This is a genomic window from Helicobacter sp. NHP19-012, assembly GCF_019703325.1.
GTDB lineage: Bacteria > Campylobacterota > Campylobacteria > Campylobacterales > Helicobacteraceae > Helicobacter > Helicobacter gastrofelis.
Map to the genome: position 1 here is coordinate 985,669 of NZ_AP024819.1, position 22,460 is coordinate 1,008,128.

Below are 22,460 nucleotides of genomic sequence, written 5' to 3' on the forward strand. Positions count from 1 at the left end.
GAAACCGCTCTATCTCTTCCCCAATCTTTTCACGGCGAGCAGCATTTTTTTAGGCGTGATGGCGATGCTTTATGCTTCGCATGGGGAGTTTATCGTGGCGTGCTGGATGGTGGTGGGGAGTTTAGTTTTAGACGGGCTAGATGGACGCATAGCACGGCTTACCAACACCACGAGCAAGTTTGGGCTAGAGTTCGACTCGCTAGCGGATGTCGTGGCGTTTGGGGTGGCGCCAAGCCTCATCGCTTACTTTTATGTGGGGCATTTTTATGGGAGGTGGGGCATGGCGGCTTGTGCGCTTTTTGTGATTTTTGGGGCAATCCGCCTAGCCCGTTTTAATGTTACGACCCAAACCACAGACCCTTATTCGTTCATCGGTATCCCCATCCCTAGTGCGGCGGTGCTGGTGGTGCTGGGGGTGTTGATCGATAACAAATATGGGGTGTTGCAAGAGGGCTGGGGTAAGTTCTTTCTAGCCTACATTGTGTTTTTGGGGGTGCTGATGGTGAGCAATATCCGCTACCCCAATTTTAAAAAAGTGCAATGGAATTTAAAACTCTTTGTCTTGCTCTTGCTCTTCTTGCTCTTGCTCTTTGTGCGCCCGCTAGAAGTGCTGGGCTCGTTTATGTTCTGTTATCTCTTTTACGGGTTACTTCGTTGGGTGTTTCTCATGGCTAGGATTGTCTTCAAACACAAATGATAGGAGGACATAATGACAAAGGCGCAGTTTTACATTGAGGGCATGACTTGTAGCGCATGCTCGAGTGGGATTGAACGCTCTTTGGGTCGTAAGGCGTATGTCAAAGAGGTGGGGGTGGATTTACTCAGCAAAAAAGCCTTTGTGGTCTATGATGAAAGCCAAGCCAGCCTAGAGGACATTTTTAAGCAAATCTCTAAGCTGGGCTACACCGCCCAAAAAAAGCCGTTGAAAGACTTGCTTGAGCCGACTTTTCTAACGCCCAATCTTAAACTACTCTTTGCACTCTTAGGCACTTTGGGGGTGCTCACTCTGTCTATGTTTGCCCCCCTTTTGCCCCTGCCCGCCTTTTTAAAAGCCCCCTTTAACAATGGTTTAGCACAGCTCATTTTGACCTTAGTTGTCATGCACATGGGGCGTAATTTCTACATACACGGCTTTAAGGCGTTGTGGGCACGGCAGCCGAATATGGATAGCCTAGTGGCTCTAGGCACCAGTGCGGCATTTTGTTATAGCCTTGTCTTGCTCTTTAGAGTGTTGAGCCACACAAGCATTGAGGGTTATTACTTTGAGAGTGTGTGCGTGATTTTACTCTTTGTGATGGGCGGCAAGCGGGTCGAGCAAAGCTCTAAAGATAAAGCCGTGCAAGCCATGCAAGAGCTCATGCAAGAGCACAACACCAAAGCCCTCAAGGTGCAAGAGGGGCAAGATCGTGAGGTGGAGATTGAGAGCCTTCAAAAAGGCGACATTTTAAGGGTTTTGCCCGGGGCGTATGTCCCTGTGGATGGGGTTTTAATTGAGGGAGCGAGCGAGATAGACGAGTCGATGCTCAGTGGCGAAAGCGTGCCCGTGCTCAAAAAAGAGGGCTCTCAGGTGTTTGCAGGTACACTCAACACCAACACCCCCTTTTTAATGCAAGCCACCCACAACAAGGCGCAAAGCACGCTGGCACAAATCCTAGATTTAATCGCCAAAGCACAAGGCTCTAAAGCCCCCATTGCAAGGCTTGCCGACCAAGTGGCAGGGGTGTTTGTCCCCATTGTGATCGCCATAGCCAGCTTGGCGTTTATCGTGTGGGTGTTTAAGGGGGGCTTTAAAGAGGCTTTGGAGGTGTTTATCGCCGTGCTGGTGATCTCTTGTCCTTGTGCTTTGGGGTTAGCCACGCCGATGGCTTTGTTAGTGGCACAAAAAGAGGCAGGCTTATTAGGGCTCTTTTTCAAGGACGCTAAGAGTTTAGAGAAGGCTAAGGACGTTAGCCATGTTTTGCTAGACAAAACGGGCACCATCACGCTAGGCAAACCCGTAGTGAAGGAAGTCCGCACGGCCGGCGGTGTAAAGACATTAGAGCTTTTAAGCCTGTGTGCCAGTCTAGAAGCCCAAAGCGAGCATGTGATCGCAAAGGGCATTGTGGAGTACGCCAAATCTCAAGGGGTGCATTTGCTAGAAGCTAGGGGGGTGAAGGCGACCCCGGGGCTTGGCTTAAGTGGAGAAATTGCAGGGCAAGAGTATTTAGCTGGGAGCTTAGACTTTTTCAATACCCCCAATACTTTAGGGGAGTTTGAGGGGATTGGGGTGTTCTTTGGCACGCAAGATAAAATCTTGGGGCTGATCGTGCTTGAAGACCAGCTTAAAGAGAGGGCAAAAGAGGCGATAGAGGCGATGCATAGCTTTGGGCTTAAAACCTTGCTTTTAAGCGGCGATAGAGAGGCAAGTGTGGCAAAAATGGCAAGTGCCTTAAATTTAGACTACAAAGCAGAGGCGAAGCCGGCGGACAAATTATCCACCCTAGAGGACTTGCAAAAAAGCGGGGCGGTGGTGATGATGGTGGGCGATGGCTTAAACGATGCCCCGGCTCTAGCTAAAAGCGATGTGGGGGTGGTGATGGGGCTAGGCAGTGGGGCAAGCTTAGAAGTCGCCGATGTGCTAAGCCTAAAGAACCACCCAAGCGCGGCCTTGCACGCGATCAAACTAAGCCAATACACGATTAGAAACATTAAACAAAACCTGTTTTGGGCTTTTTGTTATAATGCGCTGGCAATCCCCCTAGCCTGTGGCGTGGCGTATCCCTTCATGCTAAATCCTATGCTAGCCAGCCTAGCGATGAGCCTTAGCAGTTTAAGCGTGGTGTTTAACGCCCAACGCTTAAGGGGCGTGCATAAAAAAATCAAAGGATAATTATGAAAGAAGTGCTAAAAGTTGAGGGCATGACTTGCGATCATTGCGTGGATAAAGTGGAGAAGTTTGTGGGCGAAATTGAGGGCGTGGAGCATATTGAAGTTAAGTTAGAGCAACAAGAAGTGGCGGTAACCTTTAACCCCCCAGCGACCTTAGAGGACATTAAAGAGGCGATTTTAGACGCGGGCTACACCCTAGCGTGAGGCTGTTTTTTAGGCGTTTTGCCCCCTTTTTAAAGGGGCATGTGAGCTCGTTTGTGTGGATTGTGCTAGCGTCTATCGTTGTGGCTCTTAGCACAGCGTGGGGGACTTATTTAGTCAAACCCACCCTAGATGACATTTTCATTAAAAAAGACACGCATATGCTTGGTGTCCTGCCTTTTTTGGTGATTGTGGCGTATTTGGGTAAGAGTGGGGGCATTTACATACAAACCTACTTCACAAATTTCATTGGCTTAGACATCATCAAAAACCTACGCCATAAAATGCTAGAAACCATGTTGCGTATGGAGATGGGCTTTTTCAACAGCACCCACAAGGGCGAGTTGATTTCACGCATCACCAACGACATCGCTTTAGTTCGGGCGAGTTTGTCAAATTACTTAGCTGAAAGCGTTAGAGAGTTACTCAGCGTGATAGGGCTTATTTGCGTGGTGATTTACCAAAGCCCCAAACTCTCCATTGTGGGGCTCATCATCATGCCCCTAGCGGCGATCCCTTTAAGCAAAATCATTAAAAAAGTGAAAAAACTCTCCAAAGCAAACCAAGAAACCAACGCCCGCATGACCGCTAGATTGTCCGAGATTTTCCACAGCGTCGAGGTGATTAAAACTTCTAATGGCGAAAAGCTAGAGTTGCAAGCCTTTCAAAAAGAAAACCAAGCCTTCTTTAACTTGAGCCTAAAGAGCATTAAATACGCCGAAATCTCCAGCCCCTTAATGGAGTTTTTGGGCTCCATCGCCATTGCTTTAGTGATTTATCTAGGCGGTTTGGAGGTGATTAGGGGGCATATTAGCGTGGGAGCGTTTTTCTCTTTCATCACTGCCCTTTTCATGCTCTACACCCCCTTAAAGCGGATCGTAAGGATCGCGTCTAATTTTCAAGAGGCGTTGGTGGCAGGGGAGAGGATTTACGAGATTTTAGAGAGAAAACCCGCTATTATGGATGGGGCACAGACTTTAGAGCAACCCATTACAGAAATTAACTTCAAAAATGTCAGCCTTGCTTATAAAGACAACTCCGCCCCAGCCTTGCAAGACATTAACCTAAACCTACAGGCTAACCAAATTGTCGCCCTGCAGGGCAAGAGTGGGAGCGGTAAAAGCTCTTTGGTGAATCTCATTTTACGCCTATACGAGCCCACAAGCGGGCAAATCACCATCAACAACATCCCCTTACAAGACTTGCAACAAAAGAGTCTAAGGGCACAAATAGGCATTGTTACCCAAAAAGTCTTTATCTTCAGCGGTTCAGTCGCCGAGAATGTCGCTTATGGGCTAGACATTGACACGGCTAGGGTGCAAAAATGCCTAGAGCAGGCACAGGCGTTAGAGTTCGTGCAGAATTTGGGCGGGATTGAAGCCACCTTAGAGGAGTTTGGGGCGAATTTGAGCGGGGGGCAACGCCAAAGGATTGCCATTGCACGGGCGTTATACAAAGACGCAAGCGTCCTTATTTTTGACGAAGCCACTTCTGCCCTTGATCGCCACACCGAAGAGAACATTAAACAAACCATTTACAGCCTAAGAGAAAACCGCCTCATCATCATCATCTCCCATAACCCCGCTAGCCTAGAAATGGCAGATTGCGTCTATCACTTGGAGGGGGGTCGATTAATTTAAAAGGCTAGGTTTTTGTTTGCCACTTCCTTTTTATAGGTCCACCTCCCCGTGGTTTTTAGGGTTGGTTTCTTTTGTGGAATGACCAAAAAATAACCATCTAGATAGTTTAATTGGCTTTTATCGCCATTAGCAAATCAAAGTTTACTTTTATTCCTAATTTAAGGCGATGAAGTTTCAGGTCCTTTTTGTGCTAATAAGAGATATCGCAGATAGTCGCCTTGGTCATACTAAATCGCACACAATGGTAGTCTGTGATCATTTCTTGGAATATCGTTTAAAAGTGGCGTGTTGGATAAATGGTAGCCTTTGGTGGATTTTTTACTAAATGAATAGGTTGTCTTGGATTTAAGTCCAAAATATAAGCAGTCTTTCTATGTTCTGTAATACCTAGAAACAGGTTCGCAGGGCAGTTAAGCAAAACGATCTGAGTCTAGAAAAGCTATCTTGATTGGGCCTTATAAGTTTTTACCTAAAGTTCTACCATTAACTGGAGTCCTATTCTTCATATAATGCGGATAAATCCTACTTCAATATCTTCAATACTATCGATTTAAGCTCATTTGTTTACTAAAAAGCACATAGGACTACTTTGGAAAAAATCATATATAAAATATAAAATAGCAATATCTCACCAGTTATCAAAGCTACTTTACTTGGGGGTAATGCAAACTAAAATTTATTCTAATTGTTATAGACTTTAGTTAACTTTTTTGATTACACACATCACTAAGAAGACCCACATATAAACATCAATTAGGAACTGTGTTTGTAGATAATATATATTTTCTCTAGGAGAAACTTTTGAAGTTACGCTTGTAGAAGCAAGCAGAACACCTATCTTTCTAAATATTGTAGTAAACTTGAAGCTTGTTAAACGGGAAGCCAATCCAATAGAGTAAAAGCTCAGTTTAGCAGTTAGGGTTTTATAATGAAATAATCGGTAGAGAGGAAGATGTTGGGCTATGGCGTGCATATCATGTTTTGAGCTCATAGATTGAGTATCGGAGTGCCATTGTTAACTACAACATTAATTAATTAATTCCACAAGGTTTGTGTTTAATATATACAATAACCTTAATTTTGACTTAAAGGATTGTGATGGTCTTTATTGATGCATGTTTTAGGCAAGAAACCCCCTACACCCCCATTTGGCTCATGCGCCAGGCGGGGCGGTATTTAAGCGAATACCAAGGGGTGCGCCAAAAGACTAAAAATTTCTTAGATTTATGCGCTAATGTTGTGCTTGCCACAGAAGTTACCCTACAACCCATTGAAATTTTAGATGTGGATGCAGCCATACTCTTTAGCGATATTTTGCTCTTGCCCCACGCAATGGGCTTACCTCTAGAATTTGTGCCTAGTTTTGGTCCAAAATTCCTAGACACTATAAAGAGCCTAGAAGACATTAAAGCCCTGAAGAGAGGGGCCTATAAAGATTTAGGTTATGTATATGAGATTGTCTCTAATGTGCGCTCTAAATTAGACAAGTCTAAGGCGTTGATTGGCTTTAGTGGCGCACCTTGGACTTTAGCGACCTATATGCTAGAGGGACAAGGCAGCAAGACCTACAGTCGGTCTAAAAAAATCCTTTATGCCCAACCGGAAGTGGCACACGCCTTGTTAGAGGCGTTGAGCATAGAAATTATTAGCTATTTAGATGCACAAGCACGGGCAGGGGCAAATGCGCTCATGCTCTTTGACTCGTGGGCGGGGGCATTGGAGCTAGAGGCATATTTAGAATTTGGTTGGGACTATATCCAAAAAATCACTAAAGCCCTAAAAACAAAGCACCCTAAAGTCCCCTTGATTGTGTTCCCCAAAGGCGTGGGGACGTATTTGGCGCATTTAAAGGGGGATTTTGAAGTTTTTGGATGTGGTTGGGACACACCACTAGAGCACGCTAAAGAAGTCTTGGGGGATCGTTATGTCTTGCAGGGGAATTTAGAACCGGCACGACTCTATAGCCAAGAGGCGATGCGCAACGGCATCGAGCACATTCTCGAAGTTATGGGTAAAAAAGCAGGCCTCATTTTTAACTTGGGGCATGGGATGTTGCCCGATTTGCCCCGTTCTAACGCCCTTGAACTCGTGCGCCTAGTGCGCGAGATTAGCCGACGCTAGGTGCAGAGAGACTAACTAGAAAGTGAACACATAGTTCACATACCACGCATAGTGACGCGTCATGGAAAAGCCGTTTCCAAATTTTTGGGGGATCATGGGGAACTTAATGCCTGCTTGCAAAGCAGAGTGCTCGCCCATTCTAATGCGTCCGCCCACATTAAAGAGGAACTGAAAACCGGTGTGATCGGCAACACCAGCATACTGCCACGTGTTGCCTGCAAGTTGGATACCGCCCACAAGACCGAAAGAAAATGGGCTAGTGGCGATGAGATTGACGATCATGTCCGCTGCGCCACCATAGGTGTACATGTTCCACTTATCATTGGAGTTAGGGCCATATCTGTTAGATTGGTCATAATCAAAGAAACCATAAACTTGCCCCCCAAACCACTTATTCAAAAACCCCACGCCCCCAATTTGCGCACCTAGACCATAAAGGGGCATGCCAGAGGTGAGGGGCGCGCGGTAGGCATCGCCACCGGCTTTACCTTGTTGGTAACCTAGACCCAAGAAAAAGCCATTTTTTTCATCTGCTTGGGCTACAGACACTGCACCAAAAGCCATCAAACTAGAGAGGGCCAAACCTTTTAACACGCGTTTGGAACCAAGAACCATAAAAACTCCTTAATACAAATTGGTACGGACACACAAGCTAAGAGTGTTCCATGTGCTTAATAAACAAGCGAGGACAAAATCGGCTAAAGTGGTAAATACTGAGTAAATAATGTAACTCGAGTGAAAAAGTGGCTCCAGATGTAGGATTCGAACCTACGACCAAGCGGTTAACAGCCGCCTACTCTACCGCTGAGCTAATCTGGAACGAAAGCTCGATTCTAACATTTTTTTATAGGATTTGTCAAGAGACATCGCCCTAAAAACCTAGCTAAAGCTTTAAAGCCCGTCTGTGCCACCACTCAATGGTTTTTTTAAGCCACAAGGCGGGCTTGCCCGTTACACACAGCCCTCCAATTTGCCCAATTGCATAGTGTGTTCCCAAAGAGCAAATGGTTCCCTTGGGTTTGTAAATAAAAGAATTTTTAGGGGGCTTGTTTACAAGCACACTTTTGAAATGTGCCCCCAAATACGCCCCCATTTGGCTGGCTAATTGCGCTGTGGGCGGGTAGGGACGATTTTGCGCGTCTTTAAGGAGGGCGCAATCTCCCAGCACAAACACCCCCCGCTTTTCTAACCCCACCGGTTCTAAAAAACCATTGACCTCTACACGGCTACGCGCGCTCTTAAAGAAGGGCGAGTTTTCAATGACGGGGCTACCACGCACACCACAAGTCCAAAATACAAAATCCGCCCCAATTTGCTCTTTTTGCCCGTTAATTTCTACAAGCACTCCATTTTCCAAACATTCTAGGATTTTTGCCCCCACCTGTAAGCGCACACCCAAACTTTGCAAATATTTATGCGCCTTTTGGGCGAGTTTAGGGACAAACATGGGCAAAATCCCAGACATCGCCTCTACACAAGTGATGCGGACCTTATCTTTAAACGCATCCGCTAGAGCCCCCACTAGCTCGATTCCGCTAAAACCCGCCCCACACACCACAATCTCTAAGGGCTTTGGGCTTGCTTGCAATGCTTTTTGTAATTGCTGGTGCAAGTCTTGGCATTGCTTATAGTGGCTCAAGGTGTGGGCGTGCTCTTTAACCCCTGCCACGCCAAAACTCTCGCTCGCAAAACCTAGCCCCACGACTAAATGCGTGTAGGGGTGTTCTTGCTGTTGCCCCAACACCACCCCCTCCTTGATCTCTAACACCTCATCCTGGATAAAGCGCACCCCTTGGGGCAAAATTTCTGTAAGGCTTAAGGCGTGGCAACCGGGCAAGCCCGCCACCACATCGTGTAATAAAACCTGCACGCTGTGCTGATAACTTTGCGACACGAGGGTGAAAGAATACGCTTGAAGCACCTCTTTACTCAAGGACTTGATAAACGCAAGGCTAGCATACCCTGCCCCCAAAACTAAAACTTCCTGCACGCTTAACTTACCACTTGATTTTTACAACGGGTTTGATGAAATTAGCCGGTTTGTCCTTCATCCACGCTAGAGCCTGTGCGATTTCCTCAAATTTGCCCTCTAAGTGGTGCGTGATGATGGGTTTGACGCTCAGTTTTTTAGTTTGCAATAAGCGGGCAAGTTTTTCCATGCGCGCTCTGCCCCCCGGGGTTAGCCCCCCTTTAATGGTCTTATGCCCCATGCCCACATCCCATGCCATGCGTGAGATGGGCAAGTTTGCGCCACTGCCAAAGTAATTGACATTAGACACCACCCCGCCATTGATAAGACAAGAGCAAGCCTCACTCAAAATGTCCGTGCCTCCCCCGGCGATGAGGATTTTATCCGCCCCTACGCCCTTAGTGAGCTCTAAAATCTGCGTGTGCATGGGGGCTTTGCTAAAGTCAATAAAATGTGTCGCTCCATAATGTTTATGTGCCACCTCGTATCTAAAAGGCACGCAATCCACCGCATAAATCTCACTAGCCCCCATGAGATTTGCCCCCGCCAAAGCCATCAGCCCCACAGGACCTAAGCCCACCACCGCCACGCGATCGCCCGGTTTAATGTTTGCCTGCTCGGCGCAGTGAAAGCCCGTGGTGATCATATCGCTTAGCATCACGGCATCGACCAAGTCTACCCCCTCGGGCAAATGCCCCAAATTACCGTCCGCATCGTTAATATGGATTTTCTCGGCAAAAACCCCGTCTTTAAAGTTAGAAAACTTCCAACCCGCAAGCGCGCCGTGGTCATGTTGCGCATAGCCCCTTTGCGCCCCTAAAGAGCTCCAATCAGGCGTGATCGCGGGGATAATGACAATGTCCCCCTCTTTAAAATCTTGCACCAACGCCCCCACTTGCAAGACCTCCCCCACCCCCTCATGCCCTAAGAACATATTTGAGCGCTCGCCAATCCCCCCTCATAACAAGTGTGTAAGTCTGAAGTGCAAGGGGCAACTGCCAAAGGACGCACAAAGGCATCTAGCGGACCTAACTCCAACTTTTTACGCACGGGCACCACGCACTCCAAGGATTCTTTTTCAATGATCCCCACTTTTCCAATGCCTAGCATTGCAAAACCTTTAACCATAGCAAACCTCCATCGTGAATTTTAAATAAGAGATTATAACGATTTAGAGTAACGATCGCACCATTTTAATTTCTGTATACTATTTACCATCTTTTTATACTCCTGGAAAACATCTATGTTACCAAACTTAATTAGGATTTCTTGAGCTAAACGATAGGTATTCTGCAACATGTGTAGGTTCAAAAGCACGTATGTAAGATTATGGAGAATTGTTAAACGCTAATTTGTAGTTTGATTAGTATAAGATTTATCATATTTCATTCAAAAAATTGATGACTAACTTTTTTAAGTTTTCAATAAGAGTTTACTTTACAAAAGGTAGGCGTGATGTATATTTTAATTTAGTGGTCAACATGATTGAAATAGAGATGTAATAAAAATTGCGCACCTTAAGACTTCTATAGTCGGTTAAATTTTGAAGGGTTTCCAAGTGTTTGTGCGCTCAAATTTGTAAGAACTACAAACAAGGTGGGTACACTCATTAAGAGAACAAGTAACAATTATTTACTAGAGAATTGACACACCCATGGGATACTAGATAAGCTCGTTTTAAAAGCCCAAAAACACATGTTGATATAATTTTAGTAGTAGTAGTAGGGGATGTGAATTTGTGCCTAGAGTCTAATCTAGTCCCCTTGCATGCGAGCTCGCCACCATTATAAAAAACTTATTTTATTTGCTTGGACAGTGCATAACATGTGCTAAAAAATCTCTTTTCTAGGTGTTCTTGGGCACAAATCCACGCCAACATGTGAAAATACATAGATGACATGTGCTTAAAGTCTTCACATGCATGTGCCTAAAGCTAAGAAAATCCCACAAAGTCCCTACGCAAGAACACTTGCTATGTGCCAAACATGTGAAAAACATGTGAATGTGTTTCATTGCAGGGTCAAAATTATCTCCTAAGTTGATTCGAAAACCTACATACAATGGTATAGGAGGCTCAAGAGACAAGGAAGATCCTAGGCGTGAAGAAAATCCGCTAAGAAGCTCAGCTTTTTACATTTTACAAGGGCACTAAGAGCCTAAAAGACCCTTAGAACTACAAGTCCAAATTACAACTATGCTTTCGGGGCGATCATGTGAGCGGGCACAACCCAAGCGTCGAAGTCTTTTTCGCTGAGTAACCCAAGCTCTAGGGCGGATTCTTTGAGGCTAATGCCCTTCTTGTGGGCGTTTTTGGCGACTTTAGCGGCGTTTTCATAGCCGATATGTGGGTTTAAGGCTGTCACTAGCATTAAAGAGTGGTGCAAATAATAGTCAATCTTGTCCTTGTTGGGCTCAATACCGCTAGCGCAATGTTCGTTAAAGCTCAGCATCGCATCGCTTAGAAGTTTTACGCTTTGCAAGAAGTTATAGATAATCACGGGTTTAAAGACATTGAGTTCAAAATTGCCCTGAGAGGCCGCAAAGCCGATCGCCGCATCGTTGCCCATCACTTGCACGGCAACCATCGTCAAGGCTTCGCATTGGGTGGGATTGACCTTGCCGGGCATAATCGAGCTGCCCGGTTCATTTTCAGGGATAGCAAGTTCGCCCAAACCACAGCGCGGGCCGCTGGCAAGCCACCTAATGTCATTAGCGATTTTCATTAAATTTGCCGCAAGCCCTTTGAGTGCGCCGTGTGCGAAGTTGATGGCATCGTGGCTGGTGAGGGCGTGGAACTTATTGGGTGCGCTTTTAAAGGCCTGACCTGTAAAGCGGGTCAGTTCCTCAGCAACCTTTTGAGACAACTGCGGATGGGCGTTAAGGCCCGTGCCTACAGCAGTGCCCCCGATGGCAAGTTCCCTTAGCCCCTCTAAACTCTCTAAAATCTGCGCCTTAGAGTGTTCTAACATGCTGGCATAGCCGCTAAACTCTTGACCTAGAGTTAAGGGGGTGGCGTCTTGCAAATGGGTGCGCCCGATTTTGATGATGTCTTTAAACGCCTCGCTTTTAGCGTGCAGGGTGGTGTGCAGGGTGTCTAGGGCGGGCAGTAAGGTTTTTGTTAGCTCCAACACCGCCACAATGTGCATGGCAGTGGGGAAGGTGTCGTTTGAGCTTTGGGACATATTCACATGGTCGTTGGGGTGTATCAATTTTTCTTTTCTAAAATCCGCTCCCAAAATTTCTGTGGCTCTGTTGGCGATGACTTCGTTCATGTTCATGTTTGTCTGTGTGCCACTGCCCGTTTGCCAAATGGCTAGGGGGAACATGCCATCAAGCTTGCCCTCTAAAATGTCCTCGCAAGCCTGCATGATCGCGCCCGCTTTTTTAGCGTCCAGCTTGCCTAAATCCTGATTGACCTTGGCTAAAGAGCGTTTGAGTTTGGCAAAGGCGGCGATGAGTTCAGGGGGCATTTTCTCCACCCCGATTTTGAAGTTCTCATAGCTTCGTTGGGTTTGTGCCCCCCAGTATTTGTTGTCTTCAACTTTAACCTCGCCCATGGTGTCGTGTTCGACTCGATAATGCATGCACTTCCTTTTAAAAAATTTCTCAAACTTTAACACATTTTTACACAAATTTTACACAATCCTTACCTAGAATTAGGGCATTTTAAAACCAAGGAGAAACCATGAAAAAATTCGCTCTCATCTTTTTAGCAGGAGCAATGGCGTTTAACCTCAACGCCTACGAGCTGAAGTTTAAAGCCAGCGGGACAGATGTCTCTTTAAAGTCTGTTAATAAATTTGTCAATGGCGACAATAAATTCAGTATTGCGCCCACCCTACACGGCAAGGCGATCAAAGGGGCGCAGGTGAAAGTCAAATTCTTCATGCCCGAAATGCCGGGCATGCCCGCTATGCACGAAAGCGCCAAATTGACAGAAAAAGACGGGGTTTATTCAGGCTCTGTAAACTTGCCCATGAACGGGACTTGGCAAATCAAAGTGGAGATCAAGACCAAGGACGGGCATGTTTACAAAGGTAAAAGCAGCGTGGATATCTAAATGCGTGCGCTTGTGCTTGGTTTGGTCTTTGCCACGCTCGCCCTACGGGCAGTTCCTTTAAACTTGCAAGTGGTGTATACAAAATACCTAGTTAAAAACGCTAAAATCGCAAGTTTACAAGCGCAGATCGACAGCCTACAAGCGCAGGCAAAGGCGGTGAGTCGTTGGGATAACCCCATTTTGTATGTGGGCTACAACAACGCCGATGTCAATAACTTTTTTATCCTAGATTCGAGTTTTATGCAAAGCATCAGTGTGGGGCTTAGCCAAAAGTTCGATGTGACCGGCAAGAGGCACACGCAAAAGCAAGTGGTGCAAATTGAGCGCCAAAAAAAGATTTTAGAATTAGAACAACTCAAACAACAAATCGCCATCAACATTTTAACAAACGCCGTTAATGTCTACAAAAACACCCAAAAATTAGCTTTGCTTAAAGACGCTTTAAGCAATTTAGAAAATTTGCTTTATAGAGCCGAGCACTCCAGCAGCCCTGATCAAATCGCCATCGCCAAATTAGAAGTCATCAAAGCGCAATGGGAGATCAAGCAAAACGATTTACAAGACAGCCTCGCCGATAATAAAATCAACATCAGCGAGCTGACCTTTAATCAAAGTGATTTATTAAGCCTAGCACCCAGCCCCGTGGCTTTCAAGCCCGAGCATGAAATCAAGGAAATCATGGAGACGAATCGCACAATCAAGATCGCCAGCCTCAAAGACAGCCAATCTTTAAAGAACATCACCCTAGCCAAGAAAAGCTTTTTAGAAGACATCAATGTAACCGCCAATTACCTCTTCCGTTCTAAAATCTTTGACATGTTCACCATCGGGGTGGCGATCCCTCTGCCCCTCTATGGCAAACAAAGCAATACTTTGCAGCAGCGTAAAGAAGAACATTTAGCCGCCCTCAACGCCCTAGAGAACACCAAAAACAGCGTGCAGCACAACGCCCGCAAATTGATTAAAAAACTCACACAATTACAAAAAAATCTCAGCAACATCGATCAAATTTTACAAGCCAGCGAGCACATCGTTAAAATCTATAAAGACAATCTGCCCTCCTCTCAAGGCGATTACAACAGCTATTACAACGCCTTCAACGACACGATCAACACGAAATTATTAGAGCTAGAAACCAAGAGTGCCCTAGCCACAACCTACCTTGCGCTAGAAAATCTCAAAGGACTCAAATGAAAAGATGGATTTTAGGGCTTTTACTCAGTTTATCGCAGGTGCAGGCGGTGGGGAGTGTGGCGGTGCAACTTAAAGAATTTGCCCCCTTTAGGCAGTATTACGCCACTTTGCAAGCCGATGAGCGCAAAACCTACACCTATAATTTGCGTTTTGACGGCTTTGTGGAAAAACTCTATGTGAACCGCACCTACCAAAGCGTGAAAGCCGGGGACAAACTCTTTAGCATTTACTCCCCCGCCTTAATCTCCGTGCAAAGCGAGTTGCTCTCATCCTTGCACTTCAACCGCCAAGTGGTACAAATGCAAGAGAAGTTGCGTTTATTGGGCGTGGGGAGCGAGCAGATCGCTAAAATCATGCAGACGAAAAAAGTGCAAAACAGCGTAGAGATGAAAAGCCCTTTTAGCGGCGTGGTCTTTGCTAAAAATGTCAATGAGGGGGTTTTTATCAAGAGTGGGGCGGTGGTGTTTCAAATCATTGACTTGAAGGCTCTGTATGTCTTGGTGCGGGTCAATCAAGAGGATTTGGACTTTATACGGCATTTATCTAAGGCGCAAATCAGCGTTGAGGGCGTGCCCGGGGTGTTTGATTTGGAGTTTTCTAACATCAACCCCCTTGTGGGCACACAGGATAAAATGCTCGAAGCCCGCTTTATCTTAAAAAACCCTAAGCAACTTTTTTTCCCCAATATGTTCGCCAAAGTTACGATCTACCAGCCCAAACAAAAAATGCTCATCTTGCCTAAAGAGGCAGTGTTGATCAAGAACGGGCATGCGGTGGTGTTTAAAAAAGATGACGACTCGTATGAGTTCACACAGATCAAAGCTAAACGTCTAAGCGATGGCAGCTATCAAGTTTTAGAGGGGCTTAAGGCGGGCGATGAGGTCGCTAAAAATGCACTCTTTATTTTAGATGCCGACGCGATCAACAATGGAGATGAATGATGATTAACGCGATCATTTCGCTCTGCCTCAAGAATAAACTGATCGTTTTAATGGGGACCTTCTTGCTCTTTTTGATTTCTCTTTGGGCGATCCAAAACACCCGTTTAGACGCTTTGCCCGATCTCTCGCCCACGCAGGTGGTCGTGCAGGTGAGCTACCCCAACCAAAGCCCGCAGGTGGTGCAAGAGCAGGCGGTTTATCCGTTGGTGGCTAATTTTATGGGGATCGCCGACATTGAAACCGTGCGGGGGATCTCCAGCTATGAAACGGGCTTGGTCTACATCATCTTTAAAGACGGCGTGGATTTGTATTTTGCCCGCGATCGGGTGAGCGAGCAAATGGCGCGGGTGAAATTGCCCGCTGGGGTGAAAGTAGAAATGGGGAGCGACTCGACTTCCATTGGCTGGGCGTATCAATACGCCCTAACGAGCAAAACCAAGAGCCTAGCCGAGCTTAAGACCTTGCAGGATTTTTATTACCGCTATGCGCTTTTAGGCGTGGATGGGGTGAGCGAGGTGGCGAGTGTGGGGGGCTTTGAGAAAAATTACGAAGTTACCCTAGACAACGATGCGTTAGTCAAATACGATCTAAGCGTACAAGATGTGGTCAATGCCATTAAAAAGTCCAATAACGACACGGGCGGGGGGATTATCCTAGAAAACGGCTTTGAAAAGATCATCCACGCACAGGGCTACACCAAAAGCCTAAAGGATTTGGGCGAGATTGTGCTAAAAACCCCTAATCTCACCCCCATTAAGCTTAAAGATGTCGCCACCTTGAATTTAACCCCAAAGCCCCGCCGTTCGGTGGCAAACTTAAACGGCACACAAGAAGTCGTGGGGGGGATTGTGATGGTGCGTTACCACGCCGACACCTATCGCATTTTAGAACGCATCAAAGCCAAGATCGCCCGTTTGCAAGAGGGCAACCCCGATGTGAAGATTGTGCCCGTGTATGATCGAAGCGAGCTCATTAAAAAAGGTGTGGATAATCTCATCCACACGCTCATAGAGGAGAGTGTGATCGTGCTTGCCGTGATCGCCCTGTTTCTCTTGCACTTTAGAAGTGCGCTGGTGGTGATCATCACTTTGCCCCTTTGTGTGTGCCTAAGCTTCTTACTCATGCACTTTTTTAACATTGAGGCGAGTATCATGAGTTTAGGGGGGATCGCCATTGCTATAGGGGCGATGGTGGATGCGGCGATCGTGATGGTGGAAAACGCCCACAAACACTTAAGCCACGCCAATATAGAGAACGACCAAGAACGCCAAGAGGCGATCATCGCTGGGGTGAAACAAGTGGGACCGGCGATCTTCTTTGCCTTAATGATCATCGTGGTGTCTTTCTTGCCCATCTTTGATCTCAGCGGACAAGAAAAACGCCTTTTCTCCCCCCTAGCCTACACCAAAACCTTCGCCATGCTTGTAGGGGCTTTGCTCTCTATCAGTGTCGTGCCGATTTTAATGCTCTTTTTTATCAAGGGCAAAATCATAGAGGAATCTAAAAACCCCATCAACGCCTTTTTCATTAAAGTTTATGGGGTGTGTTTGACCTTTGTTCTACGCTTTAGATGGGTGTTCTTAGCCCTTAGCGTGGTGGGTCTTGGCGGGCTTTACTTTGTGTATAAAAAACTCAACTGGGAGTTCATCCCTGCCATTAACGAGGGGGTGGTGATGTATATGCCCGTAACCACCAACGCCGTTGGCATTGACACGGCTAAAAAATATTTAGAAGAAGCCAATAAGCGCATTAAGGCGATCCCTGAAGTCAAGCAAGTCTTTGGCAAGGCAGGGCGGGCTAATAGCAGCACGGACGCCGCAGCCCTATCCATGCTCGAAACCTACATTGAGCTAAAACCCAAGAGTGAGTGGCGGCCGGGCATGACTTATAAAAAACTAAGGGACTTGTTAGAGCACACTTTGCAGCTTAAAGGGCTTGTCAATTCTTGGACCTACCCCATTAGAGGCCGCATTGACATGCTCTTAACGGGGATTCGCACCCCTTTAGGCATTAAACTTTATGGCAAAGACCCCTACTTGCTCCAAGATTTGGCGATCCAAATGGAGCAAAAGTTAAAAACCCTGCCCCAAAGTTTATCCGTCTTTGCTGAGAAGTCTAACAATGGCTACTACCTCAATGTGGATTTACGCCCTGAAAAATTGGCGCAATACAACCTCACCAAAGAGGCGGTGCTAAATATGGTAAGCTTTGGCTTAGGCGGAGCAAATATCACCACCCTAATCGATGGCGTGGAGAGTTATCCCATCTCTGTGCGTTTAAAAGACACTGAGCGCAACAACATACAAGCCCTGCAAAATCTCTACATTAAAACCCCTGCAGCAAGCTATGTCCCCTTAAGGGAGTTTGCCAATGTCTATTATGAAAACGCCCCTGCGGTGCTTAAAAGCGAGAAGGGATTAAATGTGCACTTCATTTACATTGTGCCTAAAAATGGGGTGAGCTCAGAGAGTTACCGCGAGGCGGCGATCAAGGCCCTAGAGAGTTTGCACCTACCTAGTGGGTATTACTACGAGTTTTCGGGTGAAAGCCAATACTTAGACGAAGCCTTTGCGACTCTAAAATACATTGTGCCCATGAGCATTTTCATCATCTTTCTCTTAATCGTGTTTGCACTCAAAAGCACCACGAACTCTTTGCTTTGCTTCTTTAGCCTACCCTTTGCCTTTTTGGGCGGTCTTGTTTTCATGAAACTTTGGGGCTTGAATTTAAGCATCGCCGCGTTGGTGGGCTTTTTGGCTCTTTTAGGCGTGGCAAGCGAAACGGCGATTGTGATGATCATTTACTTAGAGGACGCTTACCAAAACTTCTTAAAAGAAGCCGAGCAGACCAGCAGCAAACTCAAAGAGGCGATCATGCACGGGGCGGTGCAAAGGGTGCGCCCTAAGTTAATGACTTTTTTTAGTATCCTAGTTTCTCTTGTGCCCATCATGTATTCGCATGGCGTGGGCTCGGAGATCATGCACTCCATCGCCGCCCCCATGCTAGGCGGGATGATCACTAGCGTGATCCTCACCCTTTTTATCATCCCCACCGCCTACTTTGTGATCAAAAACGCGCGTTTAAAAGTGAGCGCTCTTACAAAAATACCCTAACAAAGTTAAACTCATAGCTCAAGCGGTGTATAAACCCTACTGCCGATTGTCGGCATACACACCAAGGACAACAAAGAGAGTAAGGATTTATTCAGCCCCAAGTTTGACACACACAGAAAACGCCTTTTTGCGAGGATATAGCGTATTAAAAGCCCTAATGGGGCAGCTTAAGGCATGCGCGTTTTAGAAACACTTGCACTTGCTTTAAGGCGTTAAAGCGGTGCGAGATTTGGTTTTTCTCCTCAATGTTGTCTATAGTGGTGTGGTAGCCCTTGGGGATAAAAAGCGGGTCGTAGCCAAAGGCATTAGGCTTTAAGGGGGCTTTAACAACCCTGCCTAAGCACTCCCCCCTAAAGCTTTGGCTAACCTCTTGTCCGCCCACCCGTCCACGTAGAGCCGCCACACACACAAAACAAGCGGGTGACTCTAAAAGCCCTAATATGTCTAAACACGCCAAGAGTTTGCGGTTGTTCTCTATGTCGCTTGAAGACGCACTAGGGGGCATAAAATTGCCCCTTACAATTTCTTTTGCACCCTCTTTAATGTTGGCAAAGCGCGCGCTGTAAATGCCCGGATATCCGCCCAAAGCCTCCACGCACAGCCCACTATCCTCTGCCAGCACTAAAAAGTCTTGCAATTTGTCCGCCAAAAAGGGATAAAGTGCCTGCGCTTTTAGGTGGGCGTTCTCTTCAAAACTCTGAGCACTCTCCACCACTTCTACACGCCCTAAAAGGCGGGTGTAGGGTAACACTTCCTGCCCTAAAATGGCTTGCACTTCGGCGCATTTATGGGCGTTGTTGCTAAAAAAGATTAAAGGTAACACGCAGACATTTTAGCCTTTTTGGCTTGCAAAGAGATTATTAAACCTTTTGTGCTAATATTGGGGGTTTTTAAACTTAGGAGCAGACATGGTAGAAGCAACTACAAGAGAACAAAACTTAAACAACAACCCCAACTTGAGTAAAAAAGATGTCAAGGTGGTGGAGAAAATTTTAAGCAAGAACGATTTAAAAGCCCTTGAAATGAAGGAACGCTACACAGCAGACGGGCTGTATGTGTTGAACTTCATGAGTTCCCCCGGGAGCGGCAAAACCACGCTGTTAGAGAATCTAGCCAGCTTTGAAGATTTTAAATTCTGCGTGATCGAGGGGGATTTACAGACAAACCGCGATGCTGATAGGCTCGTCAAAAAAGGCGTGGCTGCCCAGCAAATCACCACGGGGGAGGCGTGCCACTTGGAGGCGGCGATGTTAGAGGGGGCTTATGACATTTTAAAAGACAAGGGTGCGGTTGCGGCTAGCGATTATTTGGTGATTGAAAATGTCGGCAACTTGGTTTGCCCCTCTAGCTACAACTTGGGCGCAGCGATGAATATTGTTTTGCTCTCCACGCCTGAAGGCGATGACAAGGTGCTCAAATACCCCAGCATGTTTTTATGCGCCGATGCCGTGGTGGTGAGCAAGGCGGATTTGATGGATGTCTTTGGCTTTAGAATCTCTCAGGTGCAAGAAGACATGGATAAACTCAAACCAAATACCCCCATTTTCACCCTAAGCTCTAAAGATAGGGCAAGTTTAGAAGCCTTTAAAGACTTCATCGTGTCAAGAAGGGCTGAGAATTACCAATCCACCCACGCCTTCTAATGTGTTTGGCGATCCCCTCTAAGGTCATTGCCCTACAAGGCAACACGGCGACTTTAGAAACTTTGGGCGTGCAAAGGCAGGCGAGCTTGGATTTGATAGACGAGCCGCTAGAAGTGGGGGATTTCGTGCTCTTGCATGTGGGCTTTGTGGTGGGCAAGATCGACACTGATGAAGCCCTAGAGTCTTTAAAACTTTACGCCGAGATGATCGCCAAAATGGATCAAGATGGCTGATTTGATCGACTCGTTTAGGGATAAACACACCATTTTAGCCCTAGTGAGCCAAATCAAAAAAGAGAGCATAGGACTCAAAACCCCCTTTAAGATCATGGAAGTGTGTGGGGGGCACACGCATGCTTTAATGCGCTATGGCTTATTAAATCTCTTGCAAGATACCCCCCTAGACTTTGTGCATGGCCCGGGTTGCCCTGTGTGCGTGATGCCCAAATTACGCATTGATGAAGCCATTGCCCTAGCCCAAATGCCAAATACAATTTTGATCACCCTTGCGGATTTAATGCGTGTGCCCGGCAGTAAGGGCAGTTTGCAATCTTTAAGGGCACAAGGGGCAGATGTACGCTTTGCCTACGCCCCCTTACAAGCCCTAGAAGTGGCGATACAAAACCCCGATAAAAAGGTGGTCTTTGTGGCGATCGGCTTTGAAACCACCACGCCAATGACCGCAAGCCTTCTATTGCAAGCAAAGGAAAAAGGAATAAAAAACCTTTTCATACACAATAACCATGTCCTTGTGCCTCCTAGCGTGCAAGCGGTGCTAAAGAACTCTAAGATCGATGCCCTCATCGCCCCCTCGCATGTGAGTGTGATCACGGGGGCTAAGATTTATAGACCTTTGCTGGATTTGTTTAAAATCCCCATTGTGGTGGCGGGCTTTGAGCCTGTGGACATGCTCGATGGCATTTTACGCATTGTGCGCCAAGCTCTAAAGAAACAAACCCTTTTAGAGATCCAATACAGCCGGGCGGTGAGCTTTGAGGGCAATTTAAAGGCGCAAAGTTTGATCGCTGAGACTATGCAAGTGCGTGAAAACTTTGAGTGGCGAGGATTGGGAGAAATCCCATTTTCGGCAATGCAAATGCGCCCCGAGTTTGCGGATTTTGACGTTGAAGTGGTCTTTGCTGAGTTCTTGCCAAAGGCGAGCGCATTAGAGCCTAAAAACTGCCTATGTGGGGAGATCTTAAAAGGACTTGCCAAACCTTTGGATTGCACCTTGTTTAACAAGGCTTGCACACCTAGCCACCCCGTGGGGGCATGCATGGTGAGCGCAGAAGGGGCTTGTGCGGCGTATTATAAATACCTTAGTTAGCCTTTTTTTGTTCCTCTTTACCCACAGATTTATTGTATTTGGGGTTTTTTGGATCCATCGTTACGATGCTAAAGCTTAGGTCGTTGATCTCTGTGTGGGACTTGATGTAGTCGTTGATTTCTTTTAGAGTCATGTTTTTGATCCGATCGAGCATGATGGCATCGTAGTTTAGGGGCAAGCCTAAGTAGAAATTATGAAACTTGCTAGTGAGGCGTTTGCTGATCGTTTCATTAGCTAGAGGTTCTGAGCCTAGCAAGAATTTTTTCGCCCCGTCTAATTCCTCTTGCGTGATCCCCTTTTCGACAAATTCTTTAATCACTTTTTTGACTAAGGCGATGCTCTTATCCTGATTTTCTAGTTTGGTTTGTAGATAACCTGTGGTGCAATTGATGATACGTGAGAGTTGGATACGCATATACGCGCTGTAAGCCAAGCCCTCTTTAACCCGAATAATATCCATTAAACGCGAGCCAAACCCACTAGAACCTAGCACAAAGCCCATCACTTTAGCTAGGGGTAGGTCTTTTTCTAGGTCTTTCATGTGGAAGGGTGAGCCAAAGTAGATATAGGCTTGTTGGCTGTCCTTGTAAATGATTTTGGTTTCGGGCTTTTGGGTGGTGTCAAAGTAAGGGGTGAAAAAAGGCTTGTTGGAGGGCAAAGCCTCTAAGGTGGGTTTCAAAGCTTCTAGGGTTTTATCAATATCTAAATCCCCCCCCATGACAATGATTAACCGCTCAATGTCTAGCGCGTCCTCTAGGCGTTTTTTGACATCCTCCAAAGAGATCGATTTAATGCTCTTGGGTGTGCCTGTGGCAGGGTGGGCTAGAGGGGTGCCTGCAAAAAGAATTTCATTTAAACCTAGCTGCGCCACATAGTCAAAATTGCTCTCTTTATTCAAGGCGGCGGCGACCATGTGCTGTTGGACCTTCTCTAGTGCTCTGGGTGTAAGGTTGGGTGAGAGCAAGAGATCGTGTAAATAACCTATGGCTTTGCCCTCATACTCTTTTAAAAAGCTCAAGTCAATGTGCAAAGACTCTAGGCGGATATCTGCATCCAAAGTGATGGCTAATTGCTCCAACTGCTCGGCAAAGGCGACATTGCCTAACTCCTTCGTGCCCTTATTTAGTATGCCGGCACTGAGCTTTGATAAGCCGTATTTGTCCTTGTCCATGATATTGCCCCCACCCATGAACATCAGCTTGATCGTCCCCATGGGCAACAAGTGGTTGTCCTCGTAAATCACAGGGATTTTTACCCCCTTAACCTCAAAGTAATGGATCCCCTCGCCCACCTCGTCGCGTTTGATCACTTCTGCGGTCTTTTCTTGCGTCTTTATTTTTGTTGGCATGTTCTCTCCCTTATAAGTTCTAAACACTATGAGAAG

At 46.4% G+C, this 22,460-nt stretch carries 19 protein-coding genes and 1 tRNA gene; 12 read left to right on the forward strand and 8 right to left on the reverse strand.

Annotation, left to right across the window (positions count from 1 at the left end; genetic code table 11):
* The first annotated feature begins 58 nt into the window (after positions 1 to 58).
* The 5 genes from pssA to hemE all read left to right on the forward strand — a co-directional run bounded on the left by pssA (position 59) and on the right by hemE (position 6,830).
* Positions 59 to 697, forward strand: coding sequence for a CDP-diacylglycerol--serine O-phosphatidyltransferase (pssA, locus tag K6J74_RS05025; protein WP_260321718.1), 639 nt, complete (start codon positions 59 to 61; stop codon positions 695 to 697).
* Between the two features lie 12 nt (positions 698 to 709).
* Positions 710 to 2,869 carry a heavy metal translocating P-type ATPase gene (locus tag K6J74_RS05030; protein ID WP_221271205.1) on the forward strand — a complete coding sequence of 720 codons (2,160 nt, stop codon included), beginning with the start codon at positions 710 to 712 and terminating at the stop codon, positions 2,867 to 2,869.
* A 2-nt stretch (positions 2,870 to 2,871) separates the two neighbouring features.
* Positions 2,872 to 3,072, forward strand: coding sequence for a copper-binding metallochaperone CopP (gene copP / locus K6J74_RS05035; protein ID WP_221271206.1), 201 nt, complete (start codon positions 2,872 to 2,874; stop codon positions 3,070 to 3,072).
* Positions 3,069 to 4,709: an ABC transporter ATP-binding protein gene (locus K6J74_RS05040; protein WP_221271207.1), complete on the forward strand. Its 1,641-nt coding sequence runs from the start codon at positions 3,069 to 3,071 to the stop codon at positions 4,707 to 4,709. Before copP ends, K6J74_RS05040 begins: the two co-directional genes overlap by 4 nt.
* A gap of 1,098 nt (positions 4,710 to 5,807) precedes the next feature.
* Positions 5,808 to 6,830, forward strand: a complete 1,023-nt coding sequence (gene hemE, locus K6J74_RS05045; RefSeq protein WP_221271208.1) for a uroporphyrinogen decarboxylase — start codon at positions 5,808 to 5,810, stop codon at positions 6,828 to 6,830.
* Positions 6,831 to 6,845: 15 nt separating this feature from the next.
* Here hemE and K6J74_RS05050 read toward each other — a convergent pair whose 3' ends face one another.
* The 6 genes from K6J74_RS05050 to fumC form a co-directional block, all read right to left on the reverse strand.
* Positions 6,846 to 7,394: an outer membrane protein gene (locus K6J74_RS05050; protein ID WP_430886798.1), complete on the reverse strand. Its 549-nt coding sequence runs from the start codon at positions 7,392 to 7,394 to the stop codon at positions 6,846 to 6,848.
* Positions 7,395 to 7,574: 180 nt separating this feature from the next.
* Positions 7,575 to 7,649 (reverse strand) — tRNA-Asn (locus K6J74_RS05055).
* 64 nt (positions 7,650 to 7,713) lie between these two features.
* Entirely contained in the window at positions 7,714 to 8,820 is a 1,107-nt protein-coding gene (locus K6J74_RS05060) for an NAD(P)/FAD-dependent oxidoreductase (RefSeq protein WP_221271209.1), read from the reverse strand.
* 7 nt (positions 8,821 to 8,827) lie between these two features.
* The gene (locus K6J74_RS05065) at positions 8,828 to 9,733 is read right to left on the reverse strand and encodes a zinc-binding dehydrogenase (protein ID WP_279346968.1); all 906 of its coding nucleotides are present in this window, start codon (positions 9,731 to 9,733) and stop codon (positions 8,828 to 8,830) included.
* Positions 9,724 to 9,927, reverse strand: coding sequence for a hypothetical protein (locus K6J74_RS08850; RefSeq protein WP_279346969.1), 204 nt, complete (start codon positions 9,925 to 9,927; stop codon positions 9,724 to 9,726). The genes K6J74_RS05065 and K6J74_RS08850 overlap by 10 nt, the downstream gene beginning before the upstream one ends.
* A 1,064-nt stretch (positions 9,928 to 10,991) precedes the next feature.
* Positions 10,992 to 12,383 carry a class II fumarate hydratase gene (fumC, locus tag K6J74_RS05070; RefSeq protein WP_221271210.1) on the reverse strand — a complete coding sequence of 464 codons (1,392 nt, stop codon included), beginning with the start codon at positions 12,381 to 12,383 and terminating at the stop codon, positions 10,992 to 10,994.
* A 101-nt stretch (positions 12,384 to 12,484) separates the two neighbouring features.
* Here fumC and K6J74_RS05075 point away from each other — a divergent pair, with 101 nt between their 5' ends.
* The 4 genes from K6J74_RS05075 to K6J74_RS05090 are packed head-to-tail and all read left to right on the forward strand — an operon-like array spanning position 12,485 to position 18,107.
* The gene (locus tag K6J74_RS05075) at positions 12,485 to 12,859 is read left to right on the forward strand and encodes a FixH family protein (protein ID WP_221271211.1); all 375 of its coding nucleotides are present in this window, start codon (positions 12,485 to 12,487) and stop codon (positions 12,857 to 12,859) included.
* Positions 12,860 to 14,053, forward strand: coding sequence for a copper resistance outer membrane protein CrdB (gene crdB / locus K6J74_RS05080; protein WP_221271212.1), 1,194 nt, complete (start codon positions 12,860 to 12,862; stop codon positions 14,051 to 14,053).
* Complete coding sequence (locus tag K6J74_RS05085) at positions 14,050 to 14,994, forward strand: HlyD family efflux transporter periplasmic adaptor subunit (RefSeq protein ID WP_221271213.1); 945 nt, start codon at positions 14,050 to 14,052, stop codon at positions 14,992 to 14,994. Before crdB ends, K6J74_RS05085 begins: the two co-directional genes overlap by 4 nt.
* Positions 14,994 to 18,107 (forward strand): efflux RND transporter permease subunit, encoded by a 3,114-nt coding sequence (locus K6J74_RS05090; protein ID WP_221272594.1) that lies wholly within the window; start codon positions 14,994 to 14,996, stop codon positions 18,105 to 18,107. Before K6J74_RS05085 ends, K6J74_RS05090 begins: the two co-directional genes overlap by 1 nt.
* A gap of 154 nt (positions 18,108 to 18,261) precedes the next feature.
* On the opposite strand, the gene K6J74_RS05095 is transcribed toward K6J74_RS05090, so the two are convergent.
* Positions 18,262 to 18,930 (reverse strand): non-canonical purine NTP pyrophosphatase, encoded by a 669-nt coding sequence (locus tag K6J74_RS05095; RefSeq protein ID WP_221271214.1) that lies wholly within the window; start codon positions 18,928 to 18,930, stop codon positions 18,262 to 18,264.
* An 85-nt stretch (positions 18,931 to 19,015) separates the two neighbouring features.
* On the opposite strand from K6J74_RS05095, the gene hypB reads away from it, so the two are divergent.
* From hypB to hypD, 3 genes are read left to right on the forward strand one after another with little or no spacing between them, the layout of a single operon-like run.
* The gene (gene hypB / locus K6J74_RS05100; protein WP_221271215.1) at positions 19,016 to 19,750 is read left to right on the forward strand and encodes a hydrogenase nickel incorporation protein HypB; all 735 of its coding nucleotides are present in this window, start codon (positions 19,016 to 19,018) and stop codon (positions 19,748 to 19,750) included.
* Positions 19,750 to 19,983 carry a HypC/HybG/HupF family hydrogenase formation chaperone gene (locus K6J74_RS05105; RefSeq protein WP_221271216.1) on the forward strand — a complete coding sequence of 78 codons (234 nt, stop codon included), beginning with the start codon at positions 19,750 to 19,752 and terminating at the stop codon, positions 19,981 to 19,983. The genes hypB and K6J74_RS05105 overlap by 1 nt, the downstream gene beginning before the upstream one ends.
* Entirely contained in the window at positions 19,970 to 21,076 is a 1,107-nt protein-coding gene (gene hypD / locus K6J74_RS05110) for a hydrogenase formation protein HypD (protein ID WP_221272595.1), read from the forward strand. The genes K6J74_RS05105 and hypD overlap by 14 nt, the downstream gene beginning before the upstream one ends.
* Here the strand turns inward: hypD and K6J74_RS05115 are convergent.
* Complete coding sequence (locus tag K6J74_RS05115; RefSeq protein ID WP_260321532.1) at positions 21,069 to 22,424, reverse strand: M16 family metallopeptidase; 1,356 nt, start codon at positions 22,422 to 22,424, stop codon at positions 21,069 to 21,071. The two genes, hypD and K6J74_RS05115, sit on opposite strands and share 8 nt — an antisense overlap.
* Between the last annotated feature and the right edge of the window lie 36 nt (positions 22,425 to 22,460).